The 18845-nt window shown below is 71.1% G+C and carries 17 protein-coding genes and 4 tRNA genes; 12 read left to right on the top strand and 9 right to left on the bottom strand.

Annotated elements, in window-relative coordinates:
- Positions 1–47 precede the first annotated feature (47 nt).
- Positions 48–686 carry a GH25 family lysozyme gene (locus ABZ463_RS13055; RefSeq protein ID WP_352011661.1) on the bottom strand — a complete coding sequence of 213 codons (639 nt, stop codon included), beginning with the start codon at positions 684–686 and terminating at the stop codon, positions 48–50.
- Between the two features lie 93 nt (positions 687–779).
- Between ABZ463_RS13055 and dapD the strand changes: the two genes are divergently transcribed.
- Positions 780–1757: a 2,3,4,5-tetrahydropyridine-2,6-dicarboxylate N-succinyltransferase gene (gene dapD, locus ABZ463_RS13050; protein ID WP_352011660.1), complete on the top strand. Its 978-nt coding sequence runs from the start codon at positions 780–782 to the stop codon at positions 1755–1757.
- Between the two features lie 118 nt (positions 1758–1875).
- On the top strand, positions 1876–2472 hold the full coding sequence (locus tag ABZ463_RS13045) for a hypothetical protein (protein ID WP_352011659.1): 597 nt from the start codon (positions 1876–1878) through the stop codon (positions 2470–2472).
- Positions 2473–2498: 26 nt separating this feature from the next.
- On the opposite strand, the gene ABZ463_RS13040 is transcribed toward ABZ463_RS13045, so the two are convergent.
- A complete protein-coding gene (locus tag ABZ463_RS13040) occupies positions 2499–3395 on the bottom strand; it encodes a TIGR03564 family F420-dependent LLM class oxidoreductase (RefSeq protein WP_362775834.1) in 897 nt (298 codons plus the stop codon).
- Positions 3396–3474: 79 nt separating this feature from the next.
- Positions 3475–4098: a DUF4232 domain-containing protein gene (locus ABZ463_RS13035; protein WP_362775832.1), complete on the bottom strand. Its 624-nt coding sequence runs from the start codon at positions 4096–4098 to the stop codon at positions 3475–3477.
- Between the two features lie 61 nt (positions 4099–4159).
- Here ABZ463_RS13035 and ABZ463_RS13030 point away from each other — a divergent pair, with 61 nt between their 5' ends.
- Positions 4160–4630: a hypothetical protein gene (locus ABZ463_RS13030; RefSeq protein WP_362775830.1), complete on the top strand. Its 471-nt coding sequence runs from the start codon at positions 4160–4162 to the stop codon at positions 4628–4630.
- On the opposite strand, the gene ABZ463_RS13025 is transcribed toward ABZ463_RS13030, so the two are convergent.
- Positions 4604–4675, bottom strand: a tRNA-Val gene (locus ABZ463_RS13025). The genes ABZ463_RS13030 and ABZ463_RS13025 overlap by 27 nt on opposite strands.
- 461 nt (positions 4676–5136) lie before the next feature.
- Here ABZ463_RS13025 and ABZ463_RS13020 point away from each other — a divergent pair.
- Complete coding sequence (locus ABZ463_RS13020) at positions 5137–5553, top strand: SsgA family sporulation/cell division regulator (RefSeq protein ID WP_089210725.1); 417 nt, start codon at positions 5137–5139, stop codon at positions 5551–5553.
- 72 nt (positions 5554–5625) lie between these two features.
- On the opposite strand, the gene ABZ463_RS13015 is transcribed toward ABZ463_RS13020, so the two are convergent.
- The gene (locus ABZ463_RS13015) at positions 5626–6456 is read right to left on the bottom strand and encodes an aminotransferase class IV (protein WP_362775827.1); all 831 of its coding nucleotides are present in this window, start codon (positions 6454–6456) and stop codon (positions 5626–5628) included.
- A gap of 70 nt (positions 6457–6526) precedes the next feature.
- On the bottom strand, positions 6527–7486 hold the full coding sequence (locus ABZ463_RS13010) for a LysR family transcriptional regulator (protein ID WP_362775826.1): 960 nt from the start codon (positions 7484–7486) through the stop codon (positions 6527–6529).
- Here ABZ463_RS13010 and ABZ463_RS13005 point away from each other — a divergent pair.
- Positions 7443–8759, top strand: a complete 1317-nt coding sequence (locus ABZ463_RS13005; RefSeq protein ID WP_362775825.1) for an NAD(P)-binding domain-containing protein — start codon at positions 7443–7445, stop codon at positions 8757–8759. The genes ABZ463_RS13010 and ABZ463_RS13005 overlap by 44 nt on opposite strands.
- On the opposite strand, the gene hutH is transcribed toward ABZ463_RS13005, so the two are convergent.
- Both hutH and ABZ463_RS12995 read right to left on the bottom strand, forming a co-directional pair.
- The gene (hutH, locus tag ABZ463_RS13000; RefSeq protein WP_352011652.1) at positions 8740–10287 is read right to left on the bottom strand and encodes a histidine ammonia-lyase; all 1548 of its coding nucleotides are present in this window, start codon (positions 10285–10287) and stop codon (positions 8740–8742) included. The two genes, ABZ463_RS13005 and hutH, sit on opposite strands and share 20 nt — an antisense overlap.
- Before the next feature lie 28 nt (positions 10288–10315).
- Positions 10316–11047, bottom strand: a complete 732-nt coding sequence (locus tag ABZ463_RS12995; RefSeq protein ID WP_352011651.1) for a winged helix-turn-helix domain-containing protein — start codon at positions 11045–11047, stop codon at positions 10316–10318.
- A 147-nt stretch (positions 11048–11194) separates the two neighbouring features.
- On the opposite strand from ABZ463_RS12995, the gene ABZ463_RS12990 reads away from it, so the two are divergent.
- From ABZ463_RS12990 to ABZ463_RS12980, 3 genes are all read left to right on the top strand, one after another.
- A tRNA-Gly gene (locus tag ABZ463_RS12990) sits at positions 11195–11266 on the top strand.
- A gap of 24 nt (positions 11267–11290) precedes the next feature.
- Positions 11291–11361: transfer RNA gene (locus tag ABZ463_RS12985), tRNA-Cys, on the top strand.
- A gap of 15 nt (positions 11362–11376) precedes the next feature.
- Positions 11377–11451 (top strand) — tRNA-Val (locus ABZ463_RS12980).
- Between the two features lie 41 nt (positions 11452–11492).
- Here the strand turns inward: ABZ463_RS12980 and ABZ463_RS12975 are convergent.
- Entirely contained in the window at positions 11493–12671 is a 1179-nt protein-coding gene (locus ABZ463_RS12975) for an alpha/beta hydrolase-fold protein (protein WP_362775822.1), read from the bottom strand.
- 134 nt (positions 12672–12805) lie between these two features.
- Here ABZ463_RS12975 and ABZ463_RS12970 point away from each other — a divergent pair, with 134 nt between their 5' ends.
- The 4 genes from ABZ463_RS12970 (at position 12806) to ABZ463_RS12955 (ending at position 18840) form a co-directional block, all read left to right on the top strand.
- Positions 12806–14581 carry a phosphatidylglycerol lysyltransferase domain-containing protein gene (locus ABZ463_RS12970; RefSeq protein WP_362775820.1) on the top strand — a complete coding sequence of 592 codons (1776 nt, stop codon included), beginning with the start codon at positions 12806–12808 and terminating at the stop codon, positions 14579–14581.
- A gap of 888 nt (positions 14582–15469) precedes the next feature.
- Positions 15470–17323: a tetratricopeptide repeat protein gene (locus ABZ463_RS12965; RefSeq protein ID WP_362775818.1), complete on the top strand. Its 1854-nt coding sequence runs from the start codon at positions 15470–15472 to the stop codon at positions 17321–17323.
- A 42-nt stretch (positions 17324–17365) separates the two neighbouring features.
- Positions 17366–18658: an MFS transporter gene (locus ABZ463_RS12960; protein ID WP_362775816.1), complete on the top strand. Its 1293-nt coding sequence runs from the start codon at positions 17366–17368 to the stop codon at positions 18656–18658.
- A gap of 53 nt (positions 18659–18711) precedes the next feature.
- Positions 18712–18840, top strand: a complete 129-nt coding sequence (locus ABZ463_RS12955) for a hypothetical protein (RefSeq protein WP_352011646.1) — start codon at positions 18712–18714, stop codon at positions 18838–18840.
- The last annotated feature ends 5 nt before the right edge of the window (positions 18841–18845 follow it).

Below are 18845 nucleotides of genomic sequence, written 5' to 3'. Positions count from 1 at the left end.
GGTATGCGTGACGCTGGTTCTCGGGAAACCCGACTATGGATCCGATGCTACCGGTGTCCGCCACGCCTTTTTCCAGCGCGCCGCCGGGGCCGGTAGCCCAGCGAGGTGAGCTGCGCCCTGGTCCCCCGGAAGACGTTGCGGTCCAGCGGTTCGTGACAGTACTGGTGGATCGTCCATCTGTGCCACGGCTGCGGGATCTCCGGCCTGCCCGTCGGATGGTCGGGGGCGGCGATCCACAGCGGGTGGTCCTCAAGCCCGGCGCAGTTGCCCGCGTCGGCGAAGGCCAGAAAGGTGTAGATCACCGGCCTGACCCTCGCGCGGGCGGCGACGGCCTCGCACCAGGCGCGCGCGAAACGGGCCACCTTCCTGGGCGGCAGCCGGTCACCGGTCTCCAGGTCGAGGGCGACCAGGTCTCCGTGGCGCAGCCCGCCCGCCCGTTCGACCGTCCCGAGGAAGCGGCGCGCCTGGTCCTCCGGGTCGCCCGCGGGCCTGGCGAAGTGATAGGCGCCACAGACGATCCAGTTCTCCCGCATGCCGGTCCAGTTGCGCTCGAACCACCGGTCGGTGAAGGTGCTCCCCTCGGTGGCCTTGGCGAAGGCGAAGGACACGCCGTTGTCGGCGTGCCCGCCCCAGTCGACCGCCCCCTGCCAGTTCGACACGTCGATGCCGTGCAACATGGGCAACATGGCGGCCAGGCTATTGACGGAGAGGCTTGCGCACACGCCGGCCACACCCTCGCCGTACGGCCGTTGCACCCGCTTTGACTAGGCTTGGTCGGCGTGAACGCAGCAGCTCAGACCTCCGGCGCCCACGGCGTCGGCATCGCCACCATCGCCTCAGACGGCACCGTGCTCGACACCTGGTTCCCCGACCCGCGCCTGGGTGACCCCGCCTCGCCGGGCACCAGGCGGCTGACCGCCCAGGAGGCCGCCGAGGCCCTCGGCCCCGAGGTCACCGCGCTTCTCGGACCGGACGATGCCAGGGGAGTCGAGGTGGTCGCGGTCTTCACCGGGATCACCAAGCTGTCGGAGGCCCCCGCCGACACCCACGACGTCTACCTCCGTCTCCACCTGCTCTCCGCCCGGCTCGTCCAGCCGCACGGGCAGAACCTGGACGGCATCTTCGGCCTGCTCGCCAACGTGGTGTGGACCAGCCACGGCCCGTGCCCCGTCGAGGGCTTCGAGGCCGTACGGCTGCGCCTGCGCGCGCGTGGCCCGGTGACCGTCCACGGCGTGGACAAGTTCCCCCGGATGGCCGACTACGTGATGCCCTCCGGAGTGCGGATCGCCGACGCCGACCGGGTCCGCCTCGGCGCCCACCTGGCCGCGGGCACGACCGTGATGCACGAGGGGTTCGTCAACTTCAACGCGGGCACGCTCGGCACGTCCATGGTCGAGGGCCGCATCTCGGCGGGCGTGGTGGTCGGCGACGGCTCCGACGTCGGCGGCGGCGCCTCGATCATGGGCACCCTGTCCGGCGGCGGCAAGCAGGTCATCTCCATCGGGAGCCGCTGCCTGCTCGGCGCCAACAGTGGCGTGGGCATCTCGCTGGGCGACGACTGCGTCGTCGAGGCGGGCCTGTACGTCACGGCCGGGACGAAGGTCGTCCTGCCCGACGGGAAGGTCGCCAAGGCCGCCGAGCTCTCCGGCTCGCCGGGCCTGCTGTTCCGCCGTAACTCCACCTCCGGGGCCGTCGAGGTCGTGCCGCGCTCCGGCACGGGCATCGAGCTCAACAGCGCCCTGCACGCCAACGACTGACCTCACACGCCCACCGCGCTCCGGCGGCCTGCGGGATGTCACCCCGGGGCCGCCCGCCTGCCAAGGTTATCCCGGCGGACCTGGCACAGGCGGGGAGGACGGCATGGACGGTCGGGAGATGGCACGCGATGAGCCGGGGACGGCGGCGGCCCGGCTGGTCACCGGCGTCTTCGCCCCGCAGGTGCTGGTCATCGCGCTGCCCCCGGTCGTCGGGCTGCTGGCCGACGGCTGGCCGGGCGTCCTGTGGGGCCTGGGGACCTCGGCGCTGTGCGGCGGGGTCCCCGCCGGGGTGATCGCGGCCGGGGTCCGCTCGGGGCGGCTCGACTCCCACCATCTGGTCGACCGCGCGAGCCGGACGAAGCCGCTGCTGGTCGCCGTCTGCGCGGTGCTGGCCGCGCTGGTGCTGCTGGTCCTGCTGCGGGCGCCCACGCTGCTGGTCTCCACGGTGACCGCGATGCTGGCCGCCCTCGCGGTGACGGTCCCGGTCACGCTCAGGTGGAAGATCTCCTTCCACGCCGCCGTGTCCGCGGGGAGCGTCGTCGTGCTCTCCAGGGTGCTGCCCGCCGTACCGACACTGGCCGCGGGGGCGCTGGTCGTGGCCGTCGTCTGCTGGGCCAGGGTACGGCTGGGCCACCACACCCCGCCCCAGGTCGCCGTCGGGGCGCTGACCGGGCTCGGCACCGCGTGGGTGACACTGACCGCGTTCGGCCTCTGACAGGAGCGCGGTCATGACGGCGGGCGTCACAGGAGGGTCTTGAGGAACTCCCGTGTCCTGCGGCCCTCGGCGAACACCGCGGCGGCGAAGTCGGTGACCCCGGCCTTGGCGAGCTCGCCGATCCTGGCGGAGACGCTCTCCTCGTCCCCGATGATCGCGATGTCCGCCGGGCCCGCGGCCCCCTCCCGGTCGAGGACCGCCCGGTAGGACGGCAGCTCACCGTAGAGCGCGAACAGCTCGGCGGCCTTCGCCCTCGCGGCCTCGGCGTCGTCGGTGACACAGACCGGCAGGACGCACACGATCCTGGGCGCGGGCCGTCCCGCCGCCCGCGCGGCCTCGGTCACGGCGGGCGCGATGTGCTCGGTCACGGTCTTGGGGCCGGTCATCCACAGCACGGTTCCGTCGGCCAGCTCTCCCGCCAGCTTGAGCATGCGTGGGGCCAGCGCGGCGACCAGCACGGGCAGGTTCCCGGCGCCGGGGGTGGTCAGCCCGATCCGCGCGGTGAGGGTCTCGCCCTCGAAGGCCACCTGCTCGCCGCGCAGGAGAGGCACCAGGACGGAGAGGTACTCCCGCATGTACCTGGCAGGCCGGTCGAAGCTGTAGCCGTACATGCCCTCGATGACGACCTTGTGCGACAGGCCGACGCCCAGGGCGAGCCTGCCGTCGAGGGCGGCGTTGACCGTGAGCGCCTGCTGGGCCAGAGCCGCCGGATGGCGCGGATAGGCGGGCACGACGGAGGTGCCCAGTTCGATCCCGGGCACCTGACCACCCGCGACGGCCAGCGCGGTCAGCGCGTCGAGGCCGAAGATGTTGGACAGCCAGGCGGAGGAGAAGCCGTCGTCGGCCGCCCTCTCGATCTGCCTGCGCAGGTTCACCAGTTCGCCGGGACCCGCCGGCTCACCGAGTGACAGTCCGATCCGCACCACAGAACTCCGTTCTCGTGACTGCGGCCAGTTTAGGCACCTGTTGATCGTTTTTCGGAGAACGCGGCTCCCGGCGCGTTCACAGCCTGGAGCCGGAGACCATCGGGGTGACGTCGAGCCTGCCGTCGCCGCAGACCACACCGGCGAAGGGGATCTCCAGGTGCGCCACCTCGTCCGGCGGAATGATCATCAGGCGTGCCGCGGACGGGCACGAGGTCTCGCGCCCGCTCGGCACCGTGGTCCAGTGGAGTCTGGCGTGCGCCGAGGCCCCGGGGCGCAGTGTCACCCGGTGCGCCGGGACGTTCTCCCTGCGGACCCTGGTGCGCAGGGCGTCCCCCTTGGCGTCGAACATGACCAGGCCGACGAAGCCGTAGACCCAGCAGCTCTTCGCCGAGGTGTTGGTGAGCACCAGCGGCGCGTACCGTTGCCCCGCCCCCGCGTCCACCCGGCCGACGCCCGCCCTGAGCCCCTCGGTACGGCAGCGCCCGGCGGCCGTGGTGGACAGGCTCGCCCCCTCGAACACCGCAGTCCCGGTGCTCTGCTGTGTCCCCGTGCCCGCCGGGGGGCCGGTGGGTCGCGCCGGGACCGGTGCGGCGGCCGTCCCGGAGAGCGCGGGCGGGGCGCACGCGGTGACGGCGGCCAGCACCGCCGCCGTCACCAGGGAGGTCGCCGGGCCACGTCGTGTCCTGTTTCTCCATTCCATATCTTCTTGGACACACGGCGCCCGGGTTTTGTTGGCGTGCCTCGCCGGCCAGGCGTACCCCGTGGTCACGGCGGAACGCCGGATCGCCGTGACCACGGCATGGCTCGACGCCCGGCTCCCCGTCGACCAGCTGAGCAGGGCCGGGCACCGGGTCGCCGTGCTCGCCGCGCGTGGCGACACCGACCGGCAGGTCTCAAAGAAGCTCTACGTCACCACGAGCACGGTCGAACAGCGCCCCACGAAGACCTACCGCGAACTGGGCGCCGGAAGCCGCACCGATCCGTCCTTCGAACCGGAGTGCCTTCCCATGCCGAGCATGTCGTCCGGCGGGTACGGGCTCCCCGCAGGCCGGGAAGGAGGAGCCGCCGTCGACCATGACGGAGAGCGGGTCGTGATCCTCGCCTTCGGCGGAGGGGACCCTTCCAGGGTCTGCATCCGGGGCCGGACAGCAGCAGGCCCGGAGGTTCGGGTAAACCTCCGGGCCAATGTCTGCGTCTTACTCGCGTGGGCGATACTGGGATCGAACCAGTGACCTCTTCGGTGTGAACGAAGCGCTCTCCCGCTGAGCTAATCGCCCGCCCTGTCGGCGCCTGACGGTGCCGACGTGGAAAACCATACAGCAATCCGAGAGCACTGGCGAAGCGACGCGGGAGAGGAGACGATCTTGAAGGCGCGACACGGACGCGAACCAAAGGTCCGTGGATGCGTCCAGCAGGGGGCTACGGTGTCATAGCATCGTCCTGATCCGTAGAAGCACCGTACGACCCAGGCTCAACCTCTATGGCCCGAGACGCCCCGGCAGGGGGAGTCGACGGTGACCAAAACGATACGCAAAACCCTTGCAAATATGGCCCTGTTGGTGATGTTTAGCCAGGTAGAGACCCAAATGTCGCGCTGTGATGTGCGTTACAGAAGGGCCCGGAGGCGGAATCTTCCCTACAGGTTTCTTTGTTCCGCGTCATAGCTCGGGACGAAGAGTCCGCCAGAGCAGTGAAAGCCCCGCAGAGGGGACCGACGACGAAAAAGGTTTGGCTGACGATGAACAGCTCCACCGTCTCTGCCGAGCTGGGCCTTCGGCTTGTGGTCCCCGACCGTACCACCGTCCCCCTGCTCGCCGGACTCAGCTACACGGCCGATGATCCCTACGCGATCAGAATGGCCTTCCATGTGGGGAACGACGAACCGGTCGAGTGGATCTTCGCCCGTGAACTGCTGACCGTCGGCATCGTGCGACGGGTCGGCGACGGAGACGTCCAGGTGTGGCCCGCGCGCGCCGACGGCGAACGGACACTGCACATCAGTCTCACCTCGCCCTTCGGGCAGGCTCTGTTCGAGGTGCCTCTCGCGCCTCTCACCGAGTTCCTGCACCGGACCTACGAGCTGGTCCCCGCGGGCCGTGAGACCGACTTCATGGACCTCGACGCCGAGCTCAGCAACATGCTCTGGAGCTCCTGAGGCTCCGTCCGGCGCCGCCCGCAGGCTTCAGGCCCGCGGGCGGCGTCGCGTTTGCGGCGTTCCCATGACGGATCACGGGTCGACGTCGGCCGCGCTCCGTTCGGCGAAGACCCGCATCGCCTTGGCCGTCACCGGGCCGGGGGCGGTGGGGAGCACGGTCCCTCCGACCGTCCTGATCGGCTGGATGTCGCGGGTCGTCGAGGTCAGGAAGGCCTCCTCGGCCTCGGCGAGCGCGGAGAGGGGAAGGTCCTCCTCCGCTCCCCCGCACCATTCGAGGGTGAGCGCGCGGGTGATCCCGGCCAGACAGCCCGAGGCGAGCGTGGGGGTGACGATCCGCCCGTCACGGACGACGAAGACGTTGCTGCCGGTGCCCTCGCACAGGTTTCCCGCCAGGTTCCCGAAGATCGCCTCGCCACCTCCCCTGGCCTTGGCGTAGGCCAGGGCCAGGACGTTCTCGCCGTAGGAGGTCGACTTGACCCCGGCCAGCGCGCCGTGCTCGTTGCGGGCCCACGGCACCACCGTGACGTCCGCGGTCGCGGGGAAGGGCTTCTGGTCCGCGACGATCACGACGACGGTGCCGTCCGTCCCGCCCCGGTCCGAGCCGAGAGGGCCGGGGCCGCTGGTGTAGCTGATGCGGATCCGGCCGAGTGGCCACGACGGCGCCTGTGCCAGGCAGGCGCGCACGCCCGCCGCGACGAACTCCACGTCCGGCTCCGCCATGCCCATCCGCGTCGCGGAGACCAGCAGCCGGTCGAGGTGCCGGGTGAGCGCGAAGGGGACGCCGCCGACGCACTTGACGGTCTCGAACACGCCGTCGCCGACCAGCAGGCCGTGGTCGAAGACCGAGACCGTCGCCTGCTCTGGCTCTACGAGCCGCCCGTTGACCCAGACGGGGACGTTCATCGGGCTCCTCCTGAAACTGCCGGATCTGATGGTGGAACAAGTGCCGTTCCTCACGGGACGCCGCCCCAGGTTATGCCCGCGCGGACGGCGGTGCCGATCCCGCCGGCGGAAACGCCGCCGTCCCCACGGCGTCGGCCAGGAACCCGGCCAGCGCGCGGGCCGCGGGCAGGACCGAGGGCGGGGTGGCGCGTGGCAGCGCGGCGTACACGGACCTGCGCGGGGCGAGGTCGCCCAGCGAGCGCAGGACCAGGTCGCGGGGTACGGCGTGCGCGGCGATGCCGGGAACCAGCGTGACGCCGAGCCCCGCGGCCACGAAGCCGAACTTCCCGGTCCACTCGGCGATCCTGAGCCTGGCGCGCGGGCTGAAGCCCGCCTTTGCGCAGGCCGTGTCGAGCATGGTCGTCCCGCCGGGAGGGGCCGCCTCGATCCAGGTCTCCTCCCGCAGTTCCCGCAGGTCCACCTCCGGCCCCGCGGCGAGCCGATGGTCCCTGGGCAGTGCGACCAGCAGCTCGTCATCGACCAGTTCGACGGTCTCGACCTCCTCCTCGTACGGCAGGCCCGACGGGTAGTCGCTGATCACGGCGATGTCGAGGGCCCCCTCCCGCATACGGCGCAGCAGGCCCGCGCTCGGCCCCTCGACCACGGTGAGCGCGACTCCCGGGAACTCGCGGCCGAAGTCCCGCAGGGCCCTGGGGACCAGCGCGACGTTGGCGGTGGCGAAGGCGCCGACGCGCAGCCGTCCCCGGTAGCCGCCGTGGATGCCCGCCAGTTCCTCCTCGGCCATGGCGAGCCGGTTGAGCACGGCCAGCCCGTGCAGGTGGAGCGCCTGGCCCGCGGGCGTGAGCCGTACTCCTCTGGGGAGGCGTTCGAACAGCGGGCCGCCCGCCTGCTGTTCGAGGGAGGCGATGCGCCGGGAGACCGCGGACTGGGTGTAGTTGAGCAGGGCCGCGGCCCCGGTGAACGAGCCGGTCCTGACGACGGCGTCCATGAGGCGCAGGGCGTCGATGTCGAACACATTCTTCCTTCGCATGGGATGCATGAAATCTAGTCGCTGGTGGAATGCCTTGGCCCCTCATAGCGTGAACGGCATGATTTCCTTCCTGGGTTTGGGGCGTATGGGCGCCCCGATGGCACGACGGCTCGTGGCGGCGGGGCACGAGGTCACGGTCTGGAACCGCACTCCCCGTACGGTCGAGGGGGCCGTGAGCGCGGCGACGGCGGCCGAGGCCGTCGCGAAGGCGGACCTTGTGATCACGATGCTCACCGGCCCCGCGGCGGTGCGGGAGGTGCTCACCGCGGCGGCCCCGGAGCTGCGGCCGGGAGCCCTGGTCGTCGAGATGTCCACGATCGGCCCCGAGGCGGTCGCCGGGCTCCGTGACCTGCTGCCCCCCGGGGTCGGGCTGGTGGACGCGCCGGTGCTCGGCAGTGTGGGACCCGCCGCGGACGGCACGCTGACGGTGCTGGCCGGCGGCGACGCCGGAGACCTGGCCCGCTGCCGCGAGGTGCTTGAGGTCTTCGGGCGGGTACGGGAGAGCGGCGGTCCCGGCTCCGGGGCGGCGCTGAAGCTCGCGGTGATGAGCGCGCTGGTCCCGGCGCAGGTGCTGCTCGCGGAGAACCTGGCCCACGCGGCGGCGGCCGGTGTGGACACCGGGACGCTGCTGGACGTGCTCGGCGGGACCCCGCTGGCCTCACTCGTCGAACGGGTGCGCCCCGTCGTCGAGAACGGGCCGCAACCGACCGCCTACTCCCTCGGGCTCGCCGCCAAGGACCTGGGGCTGGCCGGACACGGGACGCGGACGCTGGCGGCGGCGGCCGAGGAACTGCTGCTCGGGGCGGTCTCCGCCGGGCTCGGCGACCAGGACCTGACGGCCGTCTTCGGATACGTGACGGCGGGCCGTACGGGGAACACGGGGGTGCGCAAGGTGAACCCGGCCTCGGTGCCCGCGACCAACGGGTACTACTCCCACGCGACCAGGACCGGGGATCTGCTGTTCGTCTCCGGTCAGGTGGCGCTCGACGAGGAGGGCCGGGTGGTCGGCGAGGGGGACATGACCCGCCAGTCGGAGCACGTGATGGAGATGCTGGCGCGCATCCTCGCCGACCAGGGGTGCTCGTTCGACGACGTGACCCACATCCGGACCTTCCTCACCGACATGTCACGGCTGAGGGAGTACGGCGAGGTCCGGGGGCGTCACATCACCGGTGAGCCCCCGGCCAGCACGACCGTCGAGGTGTCCCGGCTGTTCATGCCGGGCCTGATGATCGAGATCGAGGTGGTGGCGGCTATTCCAGCGGCCCGGTGACGGACTCGGCTGCGGCGACGACCGCGTTGCTCGCCACGAGCCTGGTCACCGCCTCGATCTCGGGGGCGAGGAAGCGGTCGGGGCCCGGGCCCGCGACCGTCTGGCGCAGCGCGGCGACAACGGCCCCGGTCGCGGGGGCGGGCCGGTGCGGCGCGCGGAGGTCCAGCGCCCTGGCCGCGGTGAGGATCTCCACCGCCAGCACCCGGGTCAGGCCGTCGACCGCGCGGCGCAGCTTGCGCGCGGCGGACCAGCCCATGGAGACGTGGTCCTCCTGCATGGCGGAGCTGGGGATGGAGTCGACGCTGGCGGGTGCCGCCAGACGCTTGAGTTCGGAGACGATCGCGGCCTGGGTGTACTGCGCGATCATGTGACCGGAGTCGACGCCGGGGTCGTCGGCCAGGAAGGCGGGCAGGCCGTGGCTGCGGGCCACGTCGAGCATCCGGTCGGTACGGCGCTCGGAGATGCTCGCCACGTCCGCGACCGCGATGGCGAGGAAGTCGAGCACGTAGCCGACGGGAGCCCCGTGGAAGTTGCCGTTCGACTCGACCCGGCCGTCGGCCAGGACCACCGGGTTGTCGACCGCGGAGGCCAGCTCACGTTCGGCGACGACGGCGGCGTGGGCGAGGGTGTCCCTGGCGGCTCCCGCCACCTGGGGGGCGCAGCGCAGGGAGTAGGCGTCCTGGACCCGGGTGCACGTGCCGTCCCGGTGGGACTCCATGATCCCCGAGTCCTTGAGCAGTGCCCTGAGGTTGGCGGCGCTGGCCGCCTGGCCGGGGTGGGGGCGCAACGCCTGCAGGTCGGCGGCGAAGACGCGGTCGGTGCCGAGCAGCGCCTCGACGCTCATGGCGGCGGAGACGTCGGCCGTCCTGAACAGGCGGCCGAGGTCGTCCATGGCCAGGATGAGCATGCCCAGCATGCCGTCCGTGCCGTTGATCAGCGCCAGGCCCTCCTTGGCCGCCAGCTCGACGGGCTCGATGCCCGCCTGCTTGAGCGCCTCGGCGGCGTCACGCAGGTCTCCGGCCGCGTCGCGGACGACGCCCTCCCCCATGATCGTGAGGGCCACGTGGGAGAGCGGGGCGAGGTCGCCCGAGCAGCCCAGGCTGCCGTACTCGTGCACGACGGGGGTGATCGAGGCGTTGAGCAGGTCCTGCAGGACCTTGGCCGTCTTCGGGCGCACCCCGGTGTGGCCGGTCGCCAGGGTGTGCAGGCGCAGCAGCATCAGCGCCCTGACGACCTCCTTCTCCACCTCGGGGCCGGAGCCCGCGGCGTGCGAGCGGACGAGGGAACGCTGGAGCTGGGCGCGCAGCGAGGGGTCGATGTGCCGGGTGGCCAGCGCCCCGAAGCCGGTCGAGACGCCGTAGGCGGGGGTCGGGCTCTCCGCGAGCTCGTCCACGCGGATCCTGGCCGCGGCCATGGCCGCGACGGCGTCGTCGGTGAGGCGTACCTCGGCGCCGTGCCGGGCCACCATGGTCACCTCGTCGAAGCTCAGCGGTTCCGGCCCGACGTTCACGACCGCTCTGTCACCCATGGCGTCACTCTCTCGAACTCAACGCGTCTCAGCGCATCTCAGTAACTAGTGCATGCGATGTTAGCTCCTTACATGCATAGATCGCCGCTATGCCTTTTCTGCCCTTTTCTGTGACTTCGACCACTCTGCGGACCACCCCACGTCTGTACCATCCACGCTCCATAAGAGCGCAGGTCACAGCCGCGCCGAGGGCTCCGCCGAGATGGAACCTGCGTTCCGTCCAGTCGAGGCACGCGGGGGCGAATCTGCGCCGCGTGTCCCTGACCGCGTCCACGTCCACGCCGAGGTCGCCGAGCTCCCGTCTGCCCCGGCCGGTCACCTCGAAGGCCTCCTCCCCGGCGAGGTACCCGGCGGCCTTGAGAGCCCCGAGCAGATCGACCCCCGCCCGGCCCGCCAGGTGGTCGTAACAGGTCCGCGCCTCCCCCAGCAGCCGCGCCTGGCGGGACTGGCGCAGGGAGCGGACCTCGGGACGCGCCCCCACCCGCGCGAGGACCTCCAGCACCTCGGCGACCTCGGGGCCCGCAAGGCGGTAGTAGCGGTGTCTTCCCTGGGCGATGACCTCGACCATCCCGCCCTCCAGCAACCTGGCCAGGTGGGAGCTGGCGGTCGGCGGGCTCACCCCGGCGAGCCCGGCCAGCTCACCGGCGGCCAGCGCGCGGCCGTCCAGCAGCGCGGTCAGCATCGCGGCCCTCGCCGGATCGGCGATGAGCGCGGCGACGGGGGCGATGTCAGCATCGGCGGCGATGTGTTCGGCGACCATGCCCTGACGTTACCTTTCACATCTTTCGCCCGGTATCGAAGTGTCCATGGGAGTCACGAACCCCCTGCGGCGGCGAGATCCGGTTTGGGGAGTCGGCGAGTATTCGCTAGAGTTCTGTCCGTGAGACCGGCTCGTCCGGGAACACACGCGGAAGTGGCTCAGTGGTAGAGCATCACCTTGCCAAGGTGAGGGTCGCGGGTTCGAATCCCGTCTTCCGCTCGAACAGGGGCCGCGGCCCCGCTCGGTGGAGTGGCCGAGAGGCGAGGCAACGGCCTGCAAAGCCGTGTACACGGGTTCAAATCCCGTCTCCACCTCTGGTTCTTCGACGAGGACGATTAGCTCAGCGGGAGAGCGCTTCCCTGACACGGAAGAGGTCACAGGTTCAATCCCTGTATCGTCCACCATCCCAGCGATCCCCCCCGGGCCACGGCCCGGGGGGGATCGTTCATTTCCGCCCCTGCCGTACGGCCCGGCCGCCCGCCTGGGCGGAGTGCTCCCCGGAAGCCGCCGGGGCGTGCAGCCGCTCGCCCAGCCAGGGCAGCGCCTGGGGGATCTCCCGGTTCCAGGTGTTGAAGTTGTGGCCACCACTGGGCAGGATCAGCGACGCGGTCCGCATCGGTTCCCTCGCCAGCGCCAGGAACGCGCGGGTGTCGGCGTAGCCGCTCTCCCCCCTCTCGCTGCTGGTGACCAGCACCGAGACGGGCGGGACCGGCAGGTTCCGCAGCCGCCACATCAGGTCGTTCTCCTCGCGCAGCCTCGCGCTCCCGCCGAACAGGTCGCCCGTGGTCACATCGACGGCCGCGCGGAAGTAGCCGGACAGGGAGACCGCGGCCGAGAACGCCTCCGGATGGCGCATGGACATCTTCAGCGCGCAGTAGCCGCCGGTCGAACCGCCGAAGACGCCCCAGCTCCGCGCGTCGAGACCCGTCCGGTAGGAGGCGGCGACGGCCGCCCGCAGGTCCCTGGTGAAGTACGTCTCCACCTGGGGCCCGCCGGGCACGTCCACGCACTCGGTGTCGCGGGGCGGGACGACCGTCGGACGCATGAGCACCATGATCGTGGGAGGCATCCGCTTCCCGGCGACCGACTTCGCGGCCATGGCGGGAAGGTTCAGCCTGGTGATCAGGTTCCTGGCGTCTCCCGGGTAACCGGTCAGCGCGAGGATCACCGGGAAGCGCCGGCCGGCGTACTTCTTCTCGAAGTACTCGTGGGGCAGGTAGACGTATCCGGGAGAGGAGATCCCGCTCTCCCCGCCCGAGATGACGACCTGCTCCAGCCTGCCCGCCGTACCCGGGGGCAGGGCGACCTGGCCGACCTCGGTCACTCCCTGGCCGGGACGTCCCGAGGCGGCGGTCCGGCCGTCCCCGGCGACGATGGGCGGCGCCGCGTCGCCTTCGGTGCCGAGCAGGTCACCCCAGGAGCCGTAGAACCCGAAGTAGGCGTTCGCCACCAGGCCGAGCGCCACCAGGGTGAGAATCTGGTTTCCCGCGAGCACCCCGACCCGGCCGAGGACCGAACGCCAGGTCCGCCCGCTCAGCAGCGGCCAGGCCCAGACCGACGCCGCCAGCGCCGCGACGGCGAGCAGGCCGAAGAGAAGCTGCACCCCGACTGCGGTGATTCCCATGCCGCCCCTCACCCGGTTACCGCGTCCCCGCTCGATCTGTGCGCCAAACTTACTCAGCGCGGGTAAGGCCGCAGTTAACGTCGTGTTGGCCGGGCTTGCGCGGAGCGACGACCGTCACCGCTTAGCCTCCTCTCATGAGGGAACGTCCACCCATCTCCCGCCCCTGGGTGCCCGCCGCGGCGGGCTACGCGTCGCTGACGATCGGGATTCTGGACATCGTCAAGGCCGTCGTCCCCCCGTTCAGGGGGACGCGGGTCAGTGAGATCGCGGGCTTCCTGCCGGGCACGGTCACCTCGATCGCCCAGGCGGCCTCTCTCGTCATGGGCATCCTGCTCGTCATGCTCGCCCACGCCCTCAAGCGCAGGAAGGTGCGGGCGTGGCGGACCGTGGTCCTGCTGCTGCCGCTGAGCGCCCTCATCGAACTCGTGCACATGCACCGGATCATCGGCGCCGCGATCAGCATGCTGGTCTTCGCGGTGCTCGTCGTCAACCGCCGCGAGTTCCACGCCCTCTCCGACCCCAGGACGCGCTGGCGCGCGGTGTGGAACCTCCTGCTCATGTTCGTCCTGGACGTCGCCATCGGCTGGGTCGTGGTCAACACCCACCCGCACACCATCGTCGGGGACCCGAGTCTCAGCGACCGGCTCCAGCACGTGCTGCTGGGACTCGTCGGCCTGGAGGGACCGGTCGTCTACTCCTCCGGCAGGACCGCCGACCTGGTCTACTTCTCCCTCACCGGCCTCGGGCTGCTCACCGCGGTGACGACCGCCTACCTGGCGTTGCGCCCGGAGAAGCCGGCCGCCGAGCTCAGCGGGGAGCAGGAGGAGGCCGTGCGGGAGATGCTCGCCCGGCACGGCGCCCGCGACTCGCTGGGCTACTTCGCGCTGCGCCGCGACAAGAGCGTGATCTTCTCCCCCTCCGGCAAGGCCGCGATCGCCTACCGGGTCGTGGCCGGGGTCATGCTCGCCAGCGGCGACCCCGTCGGTGACATCGAGGCGTGGCCCGGCGCGATCAGGCGCTTCCTCGACGAGGCGACCCGGCATGCCTGGGTGCCCGCCGTGATCGGGTGCAGCGAGGCGGGCGGCGAGGTCTGGACGCGGGAGGGCGACCTGTCCGCCCTGGAGATCGGCGACGAGGCCGTCGTCGAGACGGCGGGCTTCACCCTCCAGGGCAGGGCGATGCGCAACGTCCGCCAGATGGTCAACCGCGTCGAACGCGCGGGCTACACCTGCCGGGTGCGGCGGGTCGGGACCCTCTCCGAGACCGAGAGGAGGCTCATCCGCGAGGCCGCGGACTCCTGGCGCGGAACGGAGACGGAACGGGGCTTCTCCATGGCGCTCGGCCGCTTCGGCGACCCCGCGGACGACGAGTGCGTCGTCGTCACCGCACACCGGTCCTGTGAGGACGGCGCCGCCCCGCCCGGCGAGGACATCCGGGCCGTGCTGCACTTCGTGCCCTGGGGACGGGACGGCATCTCCCTGGACCTGATGCGCCGTGACCGCGACGCCGATCCGGGGCTCAACGAACTGCTGATCGTCAAGGCCCTTCAGGCCGCCCCCGAACTCGGGGTGAGCAGGGTCTCGCTCAACTTCGCGATGTTCCGGGCGGTGCTGGCCAGGGGCGAACGGCTGGGAGCGGGCCCCGTGCTCCGCGCCTGGCACGCCGTGCTCGTCTTCCTGTCCCGGTGGTTCCAGATCGAGTCGCTGTACAGGTTCAACGCGAAGTTCCACCCGCTGTGGATCCCCAGGTTCGTGGTCTACCCGGCCGCCCGCGACCTGCCGCGCATCGGCATCGCCGCCCTCCAGGCCGAGGCCTTCATCAACGTCGCCCTCCCCGGTGTCCCCCTCAGGCGCAGGCGCCGCTCCCGTCCCGGGGACGTCCCCGGGGAGCGGACGGCGCTGCCCGGCTGAGGCGCGCCGGAACCGGTCACGCTCCGGTACGGCGGGCCGCGGGCCGGACCGTCCCGTGGAGCGGTTTCCGGACCCCCTCCCCAATATCCAGGCTTTTCCAGAAAAGTCATCCCAACACTTGACTTTTCCAAGAAATAAACCATGGGGACTTATCTCGATTTCTCCACCAGAAGAGGCGGATTTACCGTTGAGTCCCTCATTCCCCAGAAGATGCTTTCCTCCCACGAGGCACCCCGCCGTCCTCCGGGACCTCTTCTCGCACCCGTTCCCCCAGAGGCCCCCGCACTCCCGGCGCCGCACCGCCGGCACCCGGGAGGTCTCGCCAGGCGCGCGGCACACAGGGAGGTCAGGGGTCGTTTCCGGCACCCGCGCGGCTCCGCGCCGGAGCCCGTCGTACTCTGGGAGCGTGCCCACACCAGGTGACCCCGCCCCCGGCGCCCGCCTTCCGCCCCGCCCCACGGCGCGGAAGTGCCCTGCCGTACGAGCACACCGCGTGACCGTACGTGCCCGGCCCCGCCGGATCGGGCACGTACGGGCTCGGGCGACCCGTCATGCCGACTCCTCCGATCAGGCGCGTATGGGCTTTCACTGGACACAGCCTCGCCAGAAATATGCCTCTTGAACCGGTTTGTCCATAGGTGTGTCCTGATTCGGCCAGTCTGAGGATATGCCTTGTCAATCCATATGACTGGTGCGAATACTTGCGATTTGTTCTTATTTATGGGAGAGGCAACGCAATGAAGCGAGTAATTGTTCACAAGCCCGGCACGATTACGCTCAGCGGAGCCGCCAGCCCCAAGCATGTCGGCTGACGTCGAGCCAACGGAACCGGCGCCCAGTGGTGGGCGCCGGCCCCTTACGAACACACAGGTGACTTAAAGGAGACCGGTGAGTCTGGGATCGTTCCCCCAGGAGGACCCGCCCCTCGCCCCGCTGCTCCTGCCCCCCGTGGACGCCGACCGGCGGTTGCGCGGGCCGTACACGGCCGCGAGCGCGATCGTCTCTGCTCTCGTGCCCGTCGCGCGGCCCGAGCTGGTGGCCCGCTACGACATAGAGCTGCGGGCGGTGGCGCCCGACGCGCAGCACCTGATCCCGCTCAGGCGCCGGTCGCTGACCGGTCTGCTGCCGAAGGCGGAGCGGATCCTGGTCCACGCGCCCCGCCGTACCCTGCGTCTGTCGAACGGGTTCGCCGAGTTCCTCCGCGAGCATCTGGCCGAGACCGGGCCCAGGACGCTCGTCGTGGAGAACGTCCACGAGGCGGACCCGACCGACAGGGAACTGCTGGCGGTGCTGCGCCGCCGGATCGACCCCGGGCTGCTGACCGTGGTGACCGGCGGGCAGGTCGTGCCGGAGAAGTCCCTCAGCCCCGAGGAGCACGACGCGCTCGCCGACGCGCTGGAGCGGGAGGGGACGATCGGGGCGCGGCTCGGCGCGATCCCGCACCACCGTGAGCACGGCACGCGGCCGCACAGCGCGGTCGAGGCGCTGCGCTTCGCCGTCGAGTGGTGTCTTGAGGCGGGTTGTCACGACGCGGCCGCCGAGCTGGGATCACGCGCGCTGGCCCTGGCCGGTCCCGCCGAGACCCGGGAGACTCCCGAGGAGACCTGGTGGCGGCTGGTGCACGACACCGCGACCGCGCTGGGCGCGCTCGGCCGCGAGCCCGAGGCCCTGGCCCTGTTCGACCGGGCCAGGAGAGAGAGCGTCTCCCCCGTCACGCACGCCTCCGCGGCCTACTCGACGGCCATGCTCAAGGTCCGCGACCACGATCCGGCCAGGCGCGACCCCGAGGCCGCGCTCGCCTGGGTGAACCAGGCCGTCGCCATCTCCGGGCTGCTTCCCGACCCCCGCGAACGGGCCTTCAGGCTGGGCTTCGACCTCAACGGCCGGGCACTGGTCGAGCTGCGCCTCGGCCGTCCCGGCAGGGCCTTCGACCTCGTCCAGGAGGCGCTCGGCCTGGCGGAGCGGGACCTGCCGCCCGGTGAGCACCCGATCCACCGGATGGTGCTGCTGGCCAACAGGGCTCAGCTGGCCGTCGCGCTGGGCCGCCCCGAGGAGGCCCTGGAGAACCTGGACACCGTGATCGGGATCGATCCCGGCCATCCCGACTACTACATCGACCGGGGGAACCTGCTCCACCGGCTGGGCAGGAGCCAGGAGGCGGTCGCCGACTACGAGACGGCGATGCGGGTCGGGCCGCCCTTCCCCGAGCCGTACTACAACCGGGCCGAGATCCGCTTCTCGGCCGGTGACCACGAGGGAGCGCTCGCCGACCTGGACCACGCTCTCGAACTCGACCCGGAGTTCGTGGACGGGCTCGCCAACCGGGCGGGCCTGCTGGCCGCGCTCGGCGAGTACGGCAGGGCCAGGGCCGACGCGGAGGCGGGGCTGCGGATCGACCCGCTCAACCCGTACCTGCTGTGCGCACTCGGCCAGATCGAGATGGCGCAGGGCCGTACCGAACGGGCGAGGGCCGCCTTCGACAGGGCCATCGAGCTCTCCCCCTCGCTGATGGCGGCCTGGGCGAGCCGGGGGATGCTGGCGTTCGAGACCGGCGACCCCGAGGGAGCGGTCTCCGACTTCACCCGGGCCCTCGAACCCGGCGCCGACCCGGCGTTGCTGTTCAACCGGGCGATGGCGTTGCGCGCCGCCGGACGGGAGGAGGAGGCCGTGGCCGACCTCACCCGGGCGCTGGATCTCGCCCCTGACGACGATGAGATAAGAGAGGCGCTACAGCGCCCTTGACAACCTTGTTACCCACGGGGAAATAGCGCATCATTCACCAGCATGAGCGCCCTCCGAAGGCTTATCCCAAAGTGGCTCACCGGCTCGGTATTAGGAAATCGGGAATTCCGGACCCTTTGGATAAGCCTTATCGCTTCCGTGGCCGGAGACCAGGTGTTTCCCGTCGCGGTCGTCGTCTCACTGCTCGACGCGGGCGGCACCGCCACGGAGGTCGGGGCGGTGCTCGCCTCGCGTTGGGCCGCCCTGGTCCTGTTCGGGCTCTTCGGCGGCGTGTGGGCCGACCGGCTGCCCAGACGGCACGTCATGCTCGCCTCGCAGGCGTTCCTGTGCTGCGTGGTCATGGCCGGCCTGGCGGGCGTCACCTCGGCCTGGGTGCTCGGCGGGATGGTCTTCCTCGCCGGGGCGGCCGAGGCCTTCTTCCGCCCCGCCTTCCAGGCGTGCCTCGGGTCGGTGCTCACCCCGGAGCAGCGGCCCGCGGGGGCGGCCCTCAACGCCGTCTCCTGGCGTGTCGGCGCCATCGCCGGTCCCGGCCTCGGCGCCCTCCTGGTCTCGTCGGCCCCGGTCAGGGCGGCCTTCGTGGCGGCCCTGGGGGCCTTCGCGTTCAGCCTGTGCGCCCTGGTCCTCCTGCGGGAGCCCGTGGTCGTCCGTACGGCCAGGGCCTCGGCCTGGCGGGAGATCGCCGAGGGGGTGCGCGAGGTCTGGCTGAGGCGCTGGATCGGGACCGTCATCGTGGTGACCGCGCTGCAGTCGATGCTCACGATCGCCCCGGCGCAGGTCCTGCTCCCGGTCCTGGCCAGGGAGAGCTTCGGGGGCGACGCCTTCTACGGGACCGGTCTCGCCCTGCTCTCCGTCGGCGGCCTGGCGGGAGGGGTGTTCAGCATGCTCTGGAAGCCCCGGCGGCCGGGGCTCGCGGCGATCACGGGGCTGACGGCGTACGGGCTGGTGCCTCCGGCCCTGTGCTTCTCGCAGGCCCCGTGGATCGTCTACGTCTGTTTCGCCCTGGCCGGGTTCGGGATCGAGGTCTTCTCCGTGCAGTGGGTGGTCTCGCTCCAGCACGAGGTGCCCGCGGAACGGCTGGCGCGCGTGGTCTCGCTCGACTGGATCGCCGCCTCCGCGCTCACTCCTCTCGGCCTGATTCTCACCGGCCCCGCCGAGGCGGCTCTGGGAAGCGCGCCGGTTCTTCTGATGGCCGGTTTCGCGGGTGTCGCTCTGCCATTGACGGCCTTCATGACTTCGGGAACGACATACTTCAGAAGTAAATACCGTCCAAATCCCACTAAAGCGAGAAAGAGGGTTGAAGTCGTTTCCGTCGCCTCCCATTATGATCATCAGTAAGGCGGGACAGCTCGAAGGAAAGACCAGCACGGCCGATTCGGATGGAGTGCGTGATGGCCGGAAACGACAAGAGCCCGAGGCCCACCGCGGGTGCGGCACAGATCAAGAGAAGAATCCGCATCCGCAGGCTCGACAAGATCGAGATGGCCGGTAACGTCGCCAGCAACTCCAGTGGCAACTGACACCT

Origin of the sequence: Streptosporangium sp. NPDC020145 (assembly GCF_040631275.1) — a bacterium.
Lineage (GTDB): Bacteria > Actinomycetota > Actinomycetes > Streptosporangiales > Streptosporangiaceae > Streptosporangium.
The sequence above is the reverse complement of the archived record's forward strand: the minus strand, read 5'-3'. Positions and strand labels throughout refer to the sequence as shown.